The sequence below is a fragment of the Leeuwenhoekiella aestuarii genome, assembly GCF_004104055.1.
In the GTDB taxonomy this organism is placed as follows: Bacteria; Bacteroidota; Bacteroidia; order Flavobacteriales; family Flavobacteriaceae; genus Leeuwenhoekiella; species Leeuwenhoekiella aestuarii.
Genome location: NZ_QOVJ01000005.1, coordinates 119,579 through 136,511, shown reverse-complemented (window position 1 = coordinate 136,511; position 16,933 = coordinate 119,579). Strand labels below are relative to the sequence as shown.

The following is a 16,933-nucleotide window of genomic DNA, read 5'->3' as shown; positions in this document are numbered from 1 at the left end:
TTATATTGAACGTATGAGAAAAATAATTTATGGTTTATTGGGTTTTGCACTTGTTGCTTGTGGAACTCAGTCAGATGTTCGTCAGGTAGACGTAAACGCTGCAGCCGAAGCGGCTAAAGGTTATGAAGTTTCAAAAGATGCTTCAGAAGTAATAAAGACTACTGCGGCTCCTAATCCATCTACGGTTTCTTTTAAGAAAGAGGTAGGTGCTTCGGCTGTAAAACAGCATGTAGAATTTTTAGCATCAGATGCTTTAAAAGGCAGAAAAACCGGAACTACCGGTATTGACGAAGCAGCGACTTATATTATAAAGCAATTTCAAGATGCAGGAGTACAACCTTACTTTACTTCTTATAGAGATAAATTCAATGCTAAGGGAGTTGATGGTTATAATATAGTAGCAATGCTTCCGGGGACAGATTCTGAATGGAAGAACGAGTTTATAGTTATTGGAGCTCATTATGACCATATAGGTACAGCTGAAGCTGTAAACGGAGATACGATTGCAAATGGAGCTAATGATAACGCTTCAGGAACTTCAGCAGTTATTGAGTTGGCTAAATATTTCGCGAAAGCGAAAACAAACAAGCGGAGTATAATTTTTGCCTTGTTTTCAGCTGAAGAGTTGGGATTATTAGGTTCGGCACATTTAGCAGAAAGGTTGAAGACAAATGATTTAAATCCTTATGTGATGTTTAATATTGAGATGATTGGAGTGCCCATGACTGATAAGGACTATACGGTTTATTTAACCGGCTATGAGAATAGTAATATGGCACAGAAATTTAATGCTTATGCAGGAGCGAAAGTAATGGGCTTTTTGCCCCAGGCTAAGCAGTATAGCTTATTCAAGCGAAGCGATAATTACGCATTTTATGAGGAATTTAGAATTCCGGCACAAACTGTTTCTACATTCGATTTTACAAACTTTGATCACTATCATCAGGTAGGAGATGAGGTGTCAATAATGGATTTTGAACATATTGCAAATGTTGTAAATCAGTTGATACCGGGTGTTGAAGGGATGGCAAACAGTAACTCACACGAAATTATCTGGAATGAGTAAAAAAATTATTGTAACGGGTACGAGTAGAGGAATAGGTTTGCAGCTTGCACAACAACTTGTTCAAGAAGGTCATCAGGTGCTGGCTCTTTCTAGGAATGAAGATTCTGTAAAAGCTTTGAATTCAGATTTGATCTCAAGTTTTTCATTTGATATCACACAGTCAGCAGATCTTAAAAAGGTTGAAGCTTTTGTGGAAGAGAATTGGAGTGAAGTTGATATCTTGATCCACAATGCTGGAGCTTTGGTGAATAAGCCTTTCTCAGACCTTTCAGCAGCAGACTTTCAAACGGTTTATGATGTAAATGTTTTTGGAGTAGCTTCCTTAACTCAGACAGTTTTGCCTTTTATGAATGCTGGAGCGCATGTTGTTACAGTGAGTAGTATGGGTGGAATTCAAGGAAGTATGAAGTTTCCGGGATTAGCTGCATACAGTTCTAGTAAAGGAGCAGTAATCACGTTAAGTGAATTGCTTGCGGAAGAGTATAAAGAGCAACAGATTGCTTTTAATGTATTAGCACTGGGAGCTGTACAAACTGAAATGTTAGAAGAAGCTTTCCCGGGTTACAAAGCACCTGTTTCGGCAAAAGGAATGGCTACTTATATCGCTGATTTTGCATTAACAGGGAATAAATTTTACAATGGTAAAGTGTTGCAGGTTTCGGCTTCTACACCTTAAACTATGAAGGAGATTTTAGGTAAATACATACCTGAGCATGCTGTAGACCCGGTATTTGAACTCATTAAAAGTTTTGGAGTGCATCTCAAAATTGTTGATGAACGTGTTACGCGTCATGGTGATTATAGAAGGTTAGCTGACGGAGGACATCAAATAACGGTTAATACGAATCTCAATTCGTACCGTTTTTTAATTACATTAATACACGAGATAGCACATCTCGTAGCTTTTAAAAAGTATGGTCATAGGATTAAACCACATGGTAAAGAGTGGAAGCATACGTTTCAAAACCTGATGCTTCCATTTATACGGCCTGAAATTTTCCCGAAGCAATTGTTGCCAATAATTGCTAATCACTTTAAAAATCCTAAAGCGAGTAGTGATACCGATGCTAAATTATCGTTAGCTCTTAAAGGTTTTGATCCACCAAGTGATAAAAGCTATATATTTGAAATTCCGACTGGTAGTCTTTTTAAAATTTATAATGGTAAAATTTTTCAAAAAGGTAATCGAAGAATCAAACGTTATGAGTGTAAGGAGACTGCTACCGGTAAAATTTATTTATTTCAGCCTAATGCTGAGGTTGAATTACTTAAGTAATACATATTGACACACCAGATGATATTAAACAAAAATTACTACGCAATTATTATGGCCGGGGGAGTTGGTTCCCGATTTTGGCCACTCAGTAAAGCTAATTATCCCAAGCAATTTCATGATATTTTAGGGGCAGGGGAGACTTTGATCGAGCGCACCTTTGGTCGTTTATCTCAAACTGTTCCTGCAGATAATGTTTTGGTTCTGACTAATGAGAACTACAAAGCTTTAGTAAACGAACAATTGCCACAGGTTAAAGATGAAAATATAGTTTTAGAACCCGCCATGCGAAATACTGCGCCTTGTATTTTATTAGCAGCTTTAAAGATTTATAAGGCGAATCCAGATGGGGTGATGATCGTAGCGCCAAGTGATCATTGGATCGAGAATGAGTCGGCATTTTTAACGGATCTAGAAACGGCTTTTAAGGCTTGTGAAACGGATATTTCTGAAGAAAAATTATTGGTTACGCTAGGTATTGAACCCACATTCCCACATACGGGTTATGGATACATTCAGTATGCTTCTGGAAATTCTGCAATTAAGAACGTAAAAGCATTTAAAGAAAAACCAGATTATGCGACTGCAAAGCAATTTTTGGCAGCAGGAAATTACTCTTGGAATGCCGGTATTTTTATCTGGAGTGCAAAAGCAATTATAGAAGCGTTTGAAAAGTATCTTCCGGAGATGTATGCGCTTTTTAATTCAGGGTATGAAGACTTAAATACTGAAAAAGAGGAGGCTTTTATTCAGGAGCATTATGAGCAGGCTGAAAACATCAGTATTGATTATGGTATCTTAGAGAAAAGTGGGAACGTAGGTGTTATTCCTGCAACATTTGATTGGAGTGATTTGGGTGCCTGGGGCGCTTTATATGACAACTTGGAGAAAGATTCAGAAAATAATGTTGTTGTAAATGCTAAAACTGTAATCCGTGAGTCTAAAGGTAACCTTATTCGCTCTGAAAAAGGAAAAGTAGTTGTCGTTGATGGGCTTCAGGATTATATCGTGGTAGATAGTAAAGAGGTCTTGGTCATTATGCCGAAGGCTAAAGAACAAGATGTGAAAATTATGAGAGCGCTTGTTCAGGAGAAATATGGAGATGATTTAGTATAATATTTAATGGAAAACAAAGGGCAAAATCCAGAATCGGAAGGTTCTGTATCTAATGAAGCTGTTCGCAGAGATGCCAAGAGTCTTTTTAAGAGTGGAAGAACTTTTTTATCAGAGCTTCTAGATATTCGTAGCGATACAGATCGTGACTCTACGATTGAAGCAGTTAAGAAGGATATATCCTTCAAAGGCCATAACGCCTGGATTCTTATATTTTCAATTTTTGTGGCTTCTATAGGGCTCAATGTAAGCAGTACGGCAGTTGTTATTGGCGCGATGCTTATATCTCCTCTAATGGGACCAATCGTAGGTATCGGACTTTCTTTAGCTATCAATGATATAGAGACCTTAAAACGCTCACTTATCAATTTGGCTGTAATGATTGTTTTGAGTGTGCTTACGGCTACCCTTTATTTTGCGGTTTCGCCTATTTCAGAATTAACTCCAGAGCTTGAAGCAAGAACCTACCCAACAATTCTTGATGTACTTGTAGCAATTTTTGGTGGTCTTGCCTTGATTGTAGCAAAGACTAAAAAAGGCACTATCGCTAGTGTGATTTTTGGTGTCGCGATTGCGACTGCTTTAATGCCTCCGCTATGTACTGTAGGATATGGTCTTGCGATGGGAGAATGGCAATACTACGCAGGAGCATTTTATCTGTTTTCTATCAATGCGGTTTTTATAGCCTTGTCAACTTTTATCGTGGCAAAGTTCTTAGGTTTTCCTATGGTAAAATATGCAAATTCAAGACGTCGTCGCTTTGTGACTCAAATGGCGTCTTTGATTGCGCTTGTGGTGATGATCCCTAGTTTGTATTTGTTTTACAAATTATATAAAGAGCAAGTGTTTACCTCAGCGACTAAAGATTATGTGACGAATGTAATCCGTTATGAAGGCGCTGAAGTGGTGAAGTTTTCTCAGGATTATAAATCAAAAAGAATAGATGTTTATTTGATTGGAGCACTCGTTCCTAAAGATAAAATTAACGAATGGTATTCTCAATTGACAGAAGATAATCTTTTGAGTGATGCACAGCTTAAAATCCATCAGGGGTCTGATCAATCTTCTCAGATGGCAGAACAATTGTCAAGTGCGGTGCGGTCGGGTATTTTAGAGGATCTGTATGTGAACAATCAGCAGGCTCTTTCAGATAAAAATCAACAGATTCAATTGTTAGAAGAAGAACTTACGCGGATCAAAGCTTCAGCATTGCCTTTTAATAGCTTAAGTCAGGAGGTGCATATTAATTATGATGATATCGACCGTTTTGGTTTTTCTAATACGATAAACACCAATTTTGAGAAGTCTGATACCATACCTACATTCATGGTGGCTTGGAAATCATCTTTGTCAGAAAGTTCAAAGCGTAAAGAAGAGGCAAAGCTTAAAGCCTGGTTAAAACTCAAATACAAACTAGACACGCTTGCAATTGCACGTTATTAATTAGGAGTCTTTAATAACCGCTTCTCTAACCTTTTTAAACAAATCTGAAGAGTATACAAAATTTGTGACATCATCGTTGTCTGCTCTAAAAATAGTGTCTTTAGAGCCTTCCCAGGCAAGGTGGCCTTTTTGAAGGAAAACAATTTTCTCTCCAATTTCCATCACAGAATTCATGTCATGCGTGTTGATGATCGTGGTGATCTCATATTCGTGTGTGATTTCTTGAATGAGGTTATCAATAAGTGTGGCTGTACGCGGGTCTAACCCTGAGTTGGGTTCATCACAGAATAAATATTTTGGGTTGTTCACAATCGCTCTGGCTATTGCAACTCTTTTTTGCATACCTCCAGAAATTTCAGAAGGTAGTTTGTTATTTGCGTTAAGCAAGTTTACCCGCTTAATAACTTCATTAGCCCGTTCTCTACGTTCTGCTTTGCGTTGTTTAGTAAACATTTTAAGCGGAAACATAATGTTTTCTTCAACAGACATAGAGTCAAAAAGAGCACTTCCTTGAAAAACCATTCCCATTTGCTCTCGTAAGGTTCTCTGATTTTCAGGAGAAAGTTCAGAATACGCTTGACCATCGTACAGTATTCTTCCTTCAGTGGGTCTAAAAAGTCCTAAAAGACATTTTAAAAACACGGTTTTACCCGATCCACTTTGGCCAATAATTAGGTTTGTTTTTCCTTTTTCAAAAGTTGTAGAAATTCCTTTTAAAACCAATTCATCTCCGCCAAATCCTTTCTTCAATTCTTTTACTTCAATCATTAGCTTAAGAGTAATTGGGTTATTAAATAATTTGAAAGAATGATAAATACACTGGTCCACACAAAAGATGTGGTACTCGCTTTACCTACTTCTAGAGCTCCACCTTTCATATAATATCCAAAATAAGAAGGAATGGTAGCGAGCAATAATGCAAAAATAAAGGTTTTAATAAAGGCATAAACCAATTGAAACGGCACAAAATCTTCTTGAAGTCCTTGTATGAATTGATCTCCTGTTGCAAAACCGCCTAATACTGCTGCGGTATACCCGCCTAGGATTCCTAGAAACATAGCGATTGCAATAACAAATGGATAAAAAAGCATCGCTACTATTTTAGGAAAAACCAAATAGTTCAACGAATTGATTCCCATTACTTCTAATGCGTCAATTTGTTCAGTAACGCGCATTGTACCTATACTTGAGGTGATAAATGAACCCACTTTACCTGCCATAATGATGGAAATAAATGTAGGAGCAAATTCTAGTATTATAGATTGTCTGGAAGCAAAACCTATTAACGATTTAGGAAGAATAGGGTTGTCCATATTTAAGGCTGTTTGTATGGCTACAACTCCACCTACGAAGAAAGAAATAAAACATACAATACCTAATGAGCCTATGATAAGGTCGTCTATTTCTTTTAGGATCAAATTACGTAAGACTGATGTCTTAGTGGGTTTGATAAAAACACCCTTAAGCATCATAATATAAAGACCTATCTCTCTCAGGTATCCCATAGTTATTTTTTCAGGTCTAAAAATAGCAAAAATAGGTGGGATGCATATTTAAGATTAACTTAAACTTACATCTTGCCTGTTATGTTTTAGCTTTGTGCGTCTAAAAATAATATGATGAAATTATCTTCACTAAAATCACTGGCATTTGGTTTAATGACTTTTGCAAGTGTATCTTCTTTTGGTCAAAAAACGGCAGAAAAACCCAAGCTTGTCGTGGGGATTGTTGTGGATCAAATGCGTTACGATTATCTTACAAGATTTGATAATCAATATGGTAAAGATGGGTTTAAGCGTTTGGAGCGTGAAGGCTTCAATTGTCAGAATAACCATTATAACTATATGCCTACCAAAACAGCTCCCGGACATACTTCCATTTATACAGGGACGACACCACAAAATCACGGCATTATATCAAACAGTTGGTATAATAAGTTTGAGAAAAAAGATGTGTATTGTGCTGAAGATACAACGGTAGCTTCAGTGGGTACAGAAAATGTAGGTGTGGGGCAAATGTCTCCCAGACGTATGCGTACTACAACAATAACAGATCAGAATAGACTGCATACTCAGATGCGTGGTAAAACAATCGGAATTTCTATTAAAGACCGTGGGGCTATTCTTCCTGCCGGGCATACAGCAAATGGAGCATATTGGTTTCAAGGCGGTGATGAAGGTGTTTTTATCACGAGTACCTATTATATGAGTGAATTGCCAAAGTGGGTAAATGACTTTAATAAAAAGAAACCTGCTAAAGCTTATATGAAAGAATGGGATACTTATAAGTCAATAAAAGATTACATTGAAAGCGGAAGCGACCTTAATGATTTTGAAGGTGGTTTTAGAGGAAAAGAGACTGCTACATTTCCTTATGATCTGAAAGAATTAGGAAAAGAAAACGGAGGCTATAGTATTTTAAAATCTACTCCTTATGGAAACTCTATTACTACAGATTTTGCCATAGCAGCGCTTGATGGAGAAGATTTGGGTAGGGATGCTGATACAGATTTTCTTGCAGTGAGCTATAGTTGTACAGACTATGTGGGGCATAACTTCGGTGTTAATTCAAAAGAGGTTGAAGATACTTACGTGCGATTAGATTTAGAGATCGCAAAACTTCTTGAAGCATTGGATAAGAAAGTAGGTAAAGGAAATTACTCAGTATTCTTAACGGCAGATCATGCCGCGGTTCACGTTCCGGCATTTTTAAGCAGTGTGAAAATTCCTTCTGGATATTTTGATATTCGCAGCTTTAGAAACGAACTGAATGACTTCATTTCACAAAAATATGGTCGTGATGATTTGATCGAGGATATTTCTAACGATCAGGTATTTTTTAGATATACTGTTTTAGCAGATGAAAGTATAGATGCAGAAGCTTTACAAAAAGATATCAAGCATTTTACACTACAATATAAAGGAATCAGTAAGGTTTATACACGCGCTCAAATGGAACAGGGATCGTATGAAACCGGAGTTGCTTCACTTGTTCAAAAAGGTTTTGATCAAGAACGTAGCGGGGATGTATTTTTTATTCTTGATCCCGGTTATTTAACTGGCGGGCCTACCGGTTCTTCTCACGGTACACCATACAGTTATGATACGCACGTACCCTTATTATTCTACGGAAACGGAATTAAGCAAGGACATACATATAACCAAACCGTTATTACTGATATCGCTCCTACAATTGCAGCACTTTTAGGAATACAAGATCCTAATGGTACAACAGGAACTGTAATTACAGAAGTTTTAGAATAACTTCTGTTTGATCTTACTCCAGCGAAGTTTACGTATAAAAGCGCCTTCTTCTTGAGTCACTAAAAAGGGAAGGTGTTTTTTTTGTGCTTTAAAATAACCGGTAAGATAATCTTTAAAGAGCGTGAAACTTTTCTTTCTGAAAGCCAGTTTAGCCGAAGCAATCACAGTTAATAACAACCCGTAGCGCATGCCGTAGAAGGCTTCACCTTGTTTGTGCTTGGCTTTAGCAGAGTAGGTGTGACCTGTGGGTTTTAGATGCTTTACCTGTAAGCTTTCATTAGTTTGAACTTCCCAGCCGTGATACTGTGCCAACAGTTCGTCTAAGGTGTCCCAACCCATAGCTGTTTTGAGTCCGCTAATGGCTTTAAAACAAGCTTTACGGTAGCATTTAAGAGCACCGCGAATGTGATCTTTGTTAGTAAGATTCTCTAGCTTCCATGAGCCATTTTGATCTACGTAACAAAAGCCGCCATACATACCTAATTTTTCATTATGTTGAAATGCTTCAACTACGGTCTCTAAATAATTTTCAGGAAAAATAAGGTCTGCGTCAAACTTGCAAAGTAAATCATAATCTATATCCAAATGTGCTAAACCGTAATTAAAGGCTTGCACGACTTTACTTCCGGGTAGGTGTGCCGCTTCAGATTTTTTTTGAACCAATTGTATGCTATTATTTTTTGCGGCATATGATGCTACAACTTTTGGGGTGTCATCTGTGCTGCCATCATCAACGATCACGATCTTTTCCGCAGAAAAAGTTTGTGCAAGTAATGAGTCTAGTGTTTTGCTAATTAGTGCGGCTTCATTATAAGCCGGTATGATGATAACAATTTTCATTTCCGCTCTGCGTAAACTAAATAATATCTGGGTGTAAAAAGTCTTAGTATTGGTCTAAGACCTATTTTTTTTACAGGATGCGTGAATTTTTCACGCTTTTTAATTTCCCAGCCGGCCTTTTCTAAAAGCCAGTCAAACTGCCAATCTTCAAACTCGTGATAATGCCTGTCCCATTTATCTGTTTTACTTTGATAGGCGGGAGCAAACCATAATTTAAGTGGGATGCTGGCAACAAGTTTGTCTGTTTCAATAGCTTTCAAAACATTAAAAGGTGCTAATAAATGCTCAAAAATCTCAAATGCGGTTACTGCATCTACTGGTGTATTTTTTACTGCAGTAGTATTTAGATCCAGGTCTTCACCGCTGGTGTTAGTCACCGTGTAGCCCTCTTTTTTCATTATTTCTGAAAAAGGATTAGCAACACCCAGGTCTAAAACAGTACTTCCTTGTGGTAAAACTTCATTCAGAAATTGGACTGTTTTGGCGTAGCGTTTATTAGGAAATGTTTTTTCGTACACGTATGTTTTAATTTAATGACCTCGCAAAAGTAAGTGATTCTGAGTGTTTCTCTGATATTTTAAAAAGACAATAAAGAGTAAAAGGGGAATCTTAAATTAGCTGAAGCTTGCTGCTGAGAATTGTGTAAATTTACAACTTGTTGATACGACAGATTTAACAATTATGGCAAACCACCAACTTGATCCCCAAAAATGGGTGGACAAATATTCAGATTACCTGTACAATTACACGATTGTTAAGGTGAATGATAAAGAAGTTGCTGAAGATATCATTTCAGAGACCTTTTTAGCCGGGTTAAAATCTATGAAAAATTTTAAAGGAGAAGCCAGTGAGCGAACCTGGCTGATTTCGATTCTTAAGCGTAAGATCATTGATTATTACCGAAAGATAAACTCTAATAAAGGAAAAGCTGAGGTTAGAATGAATTACTCTAGCGATGAGGAAACCGGGGATTGGTTAGAAGAACGGGTTGCAGATCCCTTTGATCGTACAGCAGAAGATGACTTAGAAAATACTGAGCTCGGCGTAGCTATTTACGCATGTTTAAATAAATTGCCTGAAAAACAAGCGGCTATATTTAAGAAAAAAACCATTGAGGGGCAGGATACCGAAACTATTTGTAAAGAATTTGATATTACACCGTCTAACTTGTGGGTTATCATACACAGAGCCCGCACAGCACTAGCAAGTTGCTTAGAAGAAAACTGGTTATAAGAGATGAAACTATTTGTAGATTGTAAAAAAGCCGGGCACCTTTGTGATAAAGGTCAATATGAAGATGCTTCTTTCTTTGAAAAGCTTAATGTGCGTTTTCATAACCTTATTTGTAAACATTGTTCTGATTATTCAGAACGCAATGCAAAATTAACAAAGCTTCTTAAAGACCCTAAATGCAGGCAAATGCCCGAAGAATGCAAGAAGCGAATAAGAGAAGAGTTAGAGCGTGAACTAGCTAAAGAAAAGGCTGAGCAGAAACCATAAAATAGGAATTCCTTCTACATAAAAGGACGAATAATATGTAGGTTGATCGGTTTTAGCTTTTAGTATAGCGAAAGCTGTTAACGCTAACATTATAAAGTGAAGAATGCTGGCAGAGCTAAACCAACTTTCTCTAAAAAATTCTAAGATCACACATCCCGTAACCATCAAAAGGCCAAATAGTTTGGTTTTTTTTATGCCTAATTTCTGCGGAAGCGTCCCTAAACTTGAAGCATCATAATTAAAATCACGTATCTCAAACGGAATGATTAACGCCAAAACGAGTAAAAACCGTTGAGCGGTTAATACTGTCGCATCTGTTGACCAGTCTGTAAAATCATAAACTACTGGCAAATACACGCTCACTCCTGCCCATACAGCTGCAATTATAAAAATTTTAAGCGAAGGTACCATGCGTAAATTCTTCTTATGCGGTAAAAAAGGCAATGCATAGAGCAGAGTTAAAAGTGACAGCGGTAGGCAAAAAATCCAAAATTGAAATTCAAACTGAATTCCAAAATAAATCATCGCGATAAAACAAAAAACAGAGAAAATCTGAATGCTTTTTAAACGCTCTGTAAGGTTGCGGTGATGCAAACCTGCAAGCGCTGCATACTTTACAAAATTATAACCGGTTATTGTCCCAAAAAAAATGAACCAGTCAAAGGTTTGCTCGTGTAGAAGATTCAATTCTTTTTGACTGATAAACGAGAGGCAGACAACAGACAAAGCCACGTGAATACTGCTGTTGATATAAAAATCAAAAATGCTTTTAAGGCCTTTCATTTAGCAAATATAGGTTATGTGTTGATAAGTGCTTTAAGTGGTTGAAAAACTCATAATCACATGTGATTATATTCCTAACTGATATTGTAATTTTGCGCCATTCTAAACACAGATAATTTGTATATGAGAACAGATGTTTTTGCTTTAAGGCATATAGGGCCAAGACCAGAGGAAAAGGATGTAATGCTGAAAGCTTTGGGTGTTGATACAATAGACCAATTAATCTATGAAACGCTCCCTGACGGAATTAGGTTAAAAAAAGCCTTAGATCTTGATCCCGCATTGAGTGAGTATGAGTATGCCACGCATATAAATGCGCTAGCCAACAAAAATAAACTGTTCAAAACCTATATAGGTTTAGGATATCACGAGGCAAAAATTCCTGCGGTAATTCAACGTAATATTTTAGAAAATCCGGGTTGGTATACCGCTTACACCCCCTATCAGGCAGAGATTGCTCAGGGGCGTCTTGAGGCATTATTGAATTTTCAGACGATGATAAGTGACCTAACCGGTATGGAGCTGGCAAATGCATCTTTATTAGATGAGTCTACAGCAGCTGCAGAAGCAATGACTTTGCTTGCAGCAGTACGCAACCGTACGCAGAAGAAGAATGACGTAGTTAAGTTTTTTGTAGACAAAGAAGTTTTACCACAAACCCTTTCTGTGTTAGAGACCAGGGCACTTCCTGTAGGTGTAGAGTTAGTTATAGGTAATCCGCAAGAATTTGAATTTGGTTCTGACTTTTTTGGAGCTTTATTGCAATACCCTTCAGCTTCAGGAGAGATACACGATTATGCAGGTTTTATTTCCAAAGCAAAAGAAGCAGATATCAAAGTAGCCGTTGCTGCAGATATTATGAGTTTGGTCTTGTTGGAAGCTCCGGGTCATTTAGGAGCAGATGTTGTTGTAGGTACTACGCAACGTTTTGGTATATCGTTAGGATACGGTGGGCCGCACGCAGCTTACTTTGCAACGCGTGAAGAATTTAAAAGGAACATTCCGGGTAGGATCATTGGAGTGACCAAAGACCGTAATGGAGACCGTGCTTTGCGTATGGCACTTCAAACTCGTGAACAACATATTAAGAGAGATAAAGCAACTTCAAATATTTGTACTGCACAGGTTTTGTTAGCGGTTATGGCTGGTATGTATACCGTGTATCACGGTCCCAAGGGGCTAGAATATATTGCTACAAAAATTCACAGAACAGCAGCGACGTTAGCAGATGCTTTAGAAAACTTAGGTTTATATCAGTTGAACTCTGCCTACTTTGATACCATTAGAGTGAAGACAGATGCAGAAAATGTACGCAAGTTCGCGGAGGCTAACGAAATTAATTTCTATTATCCGGATGCAGATACGGTTTCGGTTTCAATAAATGAAACAACCAGTCTAGCTGATCTGAATAAAATTATTGCTGTTTTTGCAGAAGCTTTAGGTAAAGAGTTTACGCACTTAGAAGGTTTAGCTGAAAATAAAGCAATCCCGGAAACATTAAGTCGTAAAACTGAGTTTATGACCAATCCGGTTTTTAACAGTTACCATTCAGAAACTGAATTGATGCGTTACATCAAGCGTTTAGAGCGTAAAGATTTGTCGCTTAATCACAGTATGATCTCATTAGGATCTTGTACGATGAAATTGAATGCTGCTGCAGAAATGCTTCCCTTAAGTGATGCACGCTGGGGAGGAATTCACCCATTTGTACCGGTGGAGCAGGCAGGCGGTTATCAGGAAGTATTGAAAAAATTAGAAGACCAACTTACTGAGATCACCGGTTTTGCAGGCACATCTTTGCAGCCTAACTCGGGTGCTCAAGGTGAATATGCCGGTTTGATGGTGATAAAGGCATATCACGAAAGTAGAGGTGAGGCACATCGTAACATTTGCTTGATTCCTTCTTCTGCACACGGAACCAATCCTGCAAGTGCTGTAATGGCGGGTATGCAGGTAGTGGTAACTAAAGCAACAGATACTGGTAATATTGACGTAGATGATTTACGTGAAAAAGCTGAAAAGCATAAAGACAATCTAGCAGCATTGATGGTAACCTATCCATCAACTCACGGAGTTTATGAAAGTGCTATTCAAGAAATCACCGGAATCATACACGATAACGGCGGTCAGGTTTATATGGACGGTGCTAATATGAATGCTCAGGTAGGTTTAACCAATCCTGGAAAGATTGGTGCAGATGTTTGTCATCTTAATCTTCATAAGACCTTTGCTATCCCTCACGGAGGAGGTGGTCCAGGTGTAGGGCCTATTTGTGTGGCAGAACAGTTGGTTCCTTTCTTACCAACAAACCCTATAATTAAAACAGGAGGAGAACAGGCGATTTCTGCAATTTCTGCTGCGCCTTGGGGTTCTTCTTTGGTTTGTTTAATTAGTTATGCATATATAAAAATGCTTGGAGCAGCTGGCTTAAAAGAATCTACCGAGGCAGCGATTCTTAACGCAAACTATATTAAAGAGCGTTTAAAAGGAGCATTTGAGGTATTGTATTCTGGAGAAAAAGGTCGCGCCGCTCACGAGATGATCATAGACTGTCGTCCCTTTAAAGAAAATGGGATCGAAGTGGTTGATATCGCCAAGCGTTTAATTGACTACGGCTTTCATTCACCTACGGTTTCGTTCCCGGTTGCAGGTACTATGATGATCGAACCTACCGAAAGTGAAAGCAAGCAGGAGTTAGATCGCTTTTGCGATGCGATGATCAGCATTAGAAAAGAGATTGATAGCGTTACTGCAGACGATGAAAATAACGTGCTTAAAAATGCACCGCATACTATGCATATGCTTACGGCAGAAACTTGGGATTTCCCATACACACGTCAGCAAGCAGCTTATCCCTTAGAATATGTTGCAGACAATAAATTCTGGCCTACAGTACGTCGTGTTGACGATGCGTATGGTGATCGTAATTTGATTTGTACGTGTGCTCCTATTGAGGAGTATATGGATGCATAATTGCGCAAAAGATATAAAATATAACCCCGCATTTGCGGGGTTTTTGTTTTTAAATGATGGCTCTGAGATTATATAAACTGATTAAGGTGTAAAGACAAGCGAAGAATACAAATAGGATATTCATCCCGTAGCTACCAATCTTGAAAATTAATTTTTTGGGAATATCATACATAGGGTAATAGGCAATTTGTGTAATAACTTTACCAACCCAATAAGCAGCAATCAACGTCGTTAAAGCAAAAGCTAACGGAGTTCCATTTATAAGATGATGAGGGATCAAAATAGCGATTAGGCCAAATGAAAAATTCAACCCCTGAATATAATGTCCATAGGTTTTTGCAATTTCTTGATTGAGAGGTTTAAGTTGTTTGATGTCCTTATACCAATCAAAAACGCGGTGTCTTATATAAGGATATATTAGAGCAGTAAATATTTGTCCAATGCCTCCTGCGATTATTAAGTAATAAATATATTCCATCTCGTCGTTTTTAAAGTTTCAGAAAATATTGAAACTAAATTTCAAAAAAATATTAGCTCATCAGTTTTATGATGGTTTTGGTGATCCAGTTTTCTTTCTGATTTACTATTTTACCTAGCATCGTATCTGCCTTACTTACAAATTCGTAAAGCTCTTCGGTCTTCATTTTAAATTTTTGAGCCTCGTTACTCGGGTTGTCGTCAAAGTTTTTTACATCGGCGAGTACGCGCAATGCAGGTTTGATTTCTCGCTTGCTGCGTTCGATGGCAATTTTACGTGCTAACGAGTCAATGTCTTGATCTGCTTTAAAATACTCTTTTCGTTCTCCGGGTTTATATTCCTTATAAACAATCCCCCAGTCAATCAAACCACGAAGGTTCATACTTGCATTTCCGCGAGAAATCTGCAGTTCTTCCATCACTTCTTCCATAGACAGTGAGTCTGGTGAAATCATCAATAGCGCATGAATCTGAGCCATTGTTTTATTAATACCCCACTGAGAGCCTAATGCTCCCCAAGTTTGTAAAAACTGATCTTTTGCTTCTTTAAATTCCATATTTCAAATTTAGTGATTATTTTTAAAGTTTCAATACTTATTGAAACTTTATTTTATTCCAGAGGTAAAACTATATTTGCGTTATGAAAGTACTTTTTATAGGTAATGTCTGGCCAGAGCCGGTTTCCTCTGCAGCAGGAACCCGTATTATGCAGTTGATTCAAGCTTTTCATGATATGAATGCTGAGGTGCATTTTGCGTGTGCCGCCGGCAAGACGCCATTATCGGAAGACCTGTCAAAAATTAAAGTAGCAGCGCAAACCATCAAACTCAACAATGAAAGTTTTGATGAATACATCAGCGATTTAAATCCTGATATCGTAGTTTTTGATAAGTTCGTTATTGAAGAACAATTTGGTTGGCGTGTAAAGGAGCAGTGTCCAGATACGGTACGAATTTTAGAAACAATAGACCTTCACGGACTTAGGAAAGGGCGTGAAGCGTCTTTAAAAGTGGGTGAGTCTTTTTCTGAGAGGCATTTACATAATGATTTTGCAAAGCGTGAATTGGCGAGTATATATCGCTGTGATCTAACATTGGTTATTTCAGAGTTTGAAAGGAACCTGTTGAAAGATTTTTTGAAAGTTCCTGATCAACAACTTTGCTACCTCCCTTTTTTGGTAGCGCCTATTTCTGATGAGGTAATCTCAAATTGGAAACCTTTTGAAGAGCGTAAGCATTTTGTGACCATTGGTAATTTTAGACACGAACCCAACTGGGTTTCGGTACGGTATTTAAAAACTGAAATCTGGCCGCTTATTCGCAAACAGTTACCTGATGCAGCAATGCGTGTTTACGGTTCATACCCCGCAGAAAAACACGCCCAGCTACACAATCCTAAAGAAAATTTCTACGTTTTAGGCAGGGCCGAAAGTGCGCATGAAGTCATTGAAGATGCTCGGGTTCTACTTGCTCCATTAGTAACAGGAGCTGGTTTAAAGGGAAAATTATTAGATGCTATGCAGTGCGGTACTCCGGCGGTAACAACCAGCGTAGGAGCAGAAGGCATGCACGGAAAGCTGGATTTCAACGGAAGCGTAACTGATGATTTTAAAGACTTTGCCAATGGTGCAGTGAGTCTCTATCAAGACGTTGAAAAATGGTCTAAAGCCCAATGTAATGGGGTTCGTATAATAAATAAGCGTTTTCAAAAAACATATTGGCAACCTGTATTTCATTCTAGAATAAAGGGGTTGCTGGATCATTTAGATCAACACCGGCAGGCAAATTTTACCGGAGCAATGCTTTGGCATCAATCGCTACAAGCTTCTAAATTCATGAGTAAATGGATAGAAGAGAAGAATAAAAAAACCTCCTAAAAGAATTACTCAGGAGGTTTTTTAGTTTTTTTCAAATTCCAAAAGAGGAATTATAAAAATAGAACTCAATAAAAGTGCAACAGCAGCCAAAGCAATTCCTATTAGTACATTTTCTACACTTGGATATTTAAAATTAAAGTATAGACAGGCTACAAATATTGAGATCGCAGCTATTAAACCGCCGTAAAGTCTGTTTTTGCTCTTATGAAAAACTGAAGCTCCGCAGCTTTTACATTCAATATTTGGATAGCCTTTATAACTCAGAAAACTTTTGTAGATGCTTTTTGAGTTTAATTTGTTGTTGCAATTAGGACATTGAGCCATAT

The 16,933-nt window shown here is 37.9% G+C and carries 18 protein-coding genes; 10 read left to right on the top strand and 8 right to left on the bottom strand.

Annotated features, from left to right (window positions below):
* The first annotated feature begins 13 nt into the window (after nt 1-13).
* The 5 genes from DSM03_RS13700 to DSM03_RS13680 are packed head-to-tail and all read left to right on the top strand — an operon-like array spanning nt 14 to nt 4,895.
* The gene (locus tag DSM03_RS13700; RefSeq protein WP_128762319.1) at nt 14-1,066 is read left to right on the top strand and encodes a M28 family metallopeptidase; all 1,053 of its coding nucleotides are present in this window, start codon (nt 14-16) and stop codon (nt 1,064-1,066) included.
* Nucleotides 1,059-1,742: an SDR family NAD(P)-dependent oxidoreductase gene (locus DSM03_RS13695; RefSeq protein ID WP_128762318.1), complete on the top strand. Its 684-nt coding sequence runs from the start codon at nt 1,059-1,061 to the stop codon at nt 1,740-1,742. The genes DSM03_RS13700 and DSM03_RS13695 overlap by 8 nt, the downstream gene beginning before the upstream one ends.
* 3 nt (nt 1,743-1,745) lie before the next feature.
* The gene (locus tag DSM03_RS13690; protein ID WP_128762317.1) at nt 1,746-2,342 is read left to right on the top strand and encodes a SprT-like domain-containing protein; all 597 of its coding nucleotides are present in this window, start codon (nt 1,746-1,748) and stop codon (nt 2,340-2,342) included.
* Between the two features lie 18 nt (nt 2,343-2,360).
* Entirely contained in the window at nt 2,361-3,455 is a 1,095-nt protein-coding gene (locus DSM03_RS13685) for a mannose-1-phosphate guanylyltransferase (protein ID WP_236638908.1), read from the top strand.
* Between the two features lie 6 nt (nt 3,456-3,461).
* Entirely contained in the window at nt 3,462-4,895 is a 1,434-nt protein-coding gene (locus tag DSM03_RS13680) for a DUF389 domain-containing protein (RefSeq protein ID WP_128762316.1), read from the top strand.
* On the opposite strand, the gene DSM03_RS13675 is transcribed toward DSM03_RS13680, so the two are convergent.
* Entirely contained in the window at nt 4,896-5,663 is a 768-nt protein-coding gene (locus DSM03_RS13675) for an ABC transporter ATP-binding protein (RefSeq protein WP_128762315.1), read from the bottom strand.
* Entirely contained in the window at nt 5,663-6,400 is a 738-nt protein-coding gene (locus DSM03_RS13670) for an MlaE family ABC transporter permease (protein WP_128762314.1), read from the bottom strand. Before DSM03_RS13670 ends, DSM03_RS13675 begins: the two co-directional genes overlap by 1 nt.
* Before the next feature lie 114 nt (nt 6,401-6,514).
* Here DSM03_RS13670 and pafA point away from each other — a divergent pair, with 114 nt between their 5' ends.
* On the top strand, nt 6,515-8,158 hold the full coding sequence (pafA, locus tag DSM03_RS13665) for an alkaline phosphatase PafA (protein WP_128762313.1): 1,644 nt from the start codon (nt 6,515-6,517) through the stop codon (nt 8,156-8,158).
* Here the strand turns inward: pafA and DSM03_RS13660 are convergent.
* Both DSM03_RS13660 and DSM03_RS13655 read right to left on the bottom strand, forming a co-directional pair.
* A complete protein-coding gene (locus DSM03_RS13660) occupies nt 8,150-8,998 on the bottom strand; it encodes a glycosyltransferase family 2 protein (protein ID WP_128762312.1) in 849 nt (282 codons plus the stop codon). The genes pafA and DSM03_RS13660 overlap by 9 nt on opposite strands.
* Complete coding sequence (locus DSM03_RS13655; RefSeq protein ID WP_128762311.1) at nt 8,995-9,516, bottom strand: class I SAM-dependent methyltransferase; 522 nt, start codon at nt 9,514-9,516, stop codon at nt 8,995-8,997. The genes DSM03_RS13660 and DSM03_RS13655 overlap by 4 nt, the downstream gene beginning before the upstream one ends.
* 163 nt (nt 9,517-9,679) lie before the next feature.
* On the opposite strand from DSM03_RS13655, the gene DSM03_RS13650 reads away from it, so the two are divergent.
* Together DSM03_RS13650 and DSM03_RS13645 are read left to right on the top strand one after the other, a co-directional pair.
* Entirely contained in the window at nt 9,680-10,231 is a 552-nt protein-coding gene (locus DSM03_RS13650; protein ID WP_128762310.1) for a sigma-70 family RNA polymerase sigma factor, read from the top strand.
* Nucleotides 10,232-10,234: 3 nt separating this feature from the next.
* The gene (locus DSM03_RS13645; protein ID WP_128762309.1) at nt 10,235-10,498 is read left to right on the top strand and encodes a hypothetical protein; all 264 of its coding nucleotides are present in this window, start codon (nt 10,235-10,237) and stop codon (nt 10,496-10,498) included.
* Here DSM03_RS13645 and DSM03_RS13640 read toward each other — a convergent pair.
* Nucleotides 10,466-11,281 carry a UbiA prenyltransferase family protein gene (locus tag DSM03_RS13640; RefSeq protein ID WP_128762308.1) on the bottom strand — a complete coding sequence of 272 codons (816 nt, stop codon included), beginning with the start codon at nt 11,279-11,281 and terminating at the stop codon, nt 10,466-10,468. The genes DSM03_RS13645 and DSM03_RS13640 overlap by 33 nt on opposite strands.
* A gap of 123 nt (nt 11,282-11,404) precedes the next feature.
* Between DSM03_RS13640 and gcvP the strand changes: the two genes are divergently transcribed.
* Entirely contained in the window at nt 11,405-14,254 is a 2,850-nt protein-coding gene (gene gcvP, locus DSM03_RS13635; RefSeq protein WP_128762307.1) for an aminomethyl-transferring glycine dehydrogenase, read from the top strand.
* 49 nt (nt 14,255-14,303) lie between these two features.
* Here gcvP and DSM03_RS13630 read toward each other — a convergent pair whose 3' ends face one another.
* Both DSM03_RS13630 and DSM03_RS13625 read right to left on the bottom strand, forming a co-directional pair.
* Nucleotides 14,304-14,732 carry a hypothetical protein gene (locus DSM03_RS13630; RefSeq protein WP_128762306.1) on the bottom strand — a complete coding sequence of 143 codons (429 nt, stop codon included), beginning with the start codon at nt 14,730-14,732 and terminating at the stop codon, nt 14,304-14,306.
* A 52-nt stretch (nt 14,733-14,784) separates the two neighbouring features.
* On the bottom strand, nt 14,785-15,288 hold the full coding sequence (locus DSM03_RS13625; protein ID WP_128762305.1) for a GbsR/MarR family transcriptional regulator: 504 nt from the start codon (nt 15,286-15,288) through the stop codon (nt 14,785-14,787).
* An 83-nt stretch (nt 15,289-15,371) separates the two neighbouring features.
* Between DSM03_RS13625 and DSM03_RS13620 the strand changes: the two genes are divergently transcribed.
* Complete coding sequence (locus DSM03_RS13620; RefSeq protein WP_128762304.1) at nt 15,372-16,607, top strand: glycosyltransferase family 4 protein; 1,236 nt, start codon at nt 15,372-15,374, stop codon at nt 16,605-16,607.
* Nucleotides 16,608-16,628: 21 nt separating this feature from the next.
* On the opposite strand, the gene DSM03_RS19310 is transcribed toward DSM03_RS13620, so the two are convergent.
* Entirely contained in the window at nt 16,629-16,931 is a 303-nt protein-coding gene (locus tag DSM03_RS19310; protein ID WP_128762303.1) for a TIGR04104 family putative zinc finger protein, read from the bottom strand.
* Between the last annotated feature and the right edge of the window lie 2 nt (nt 16,932-16,933).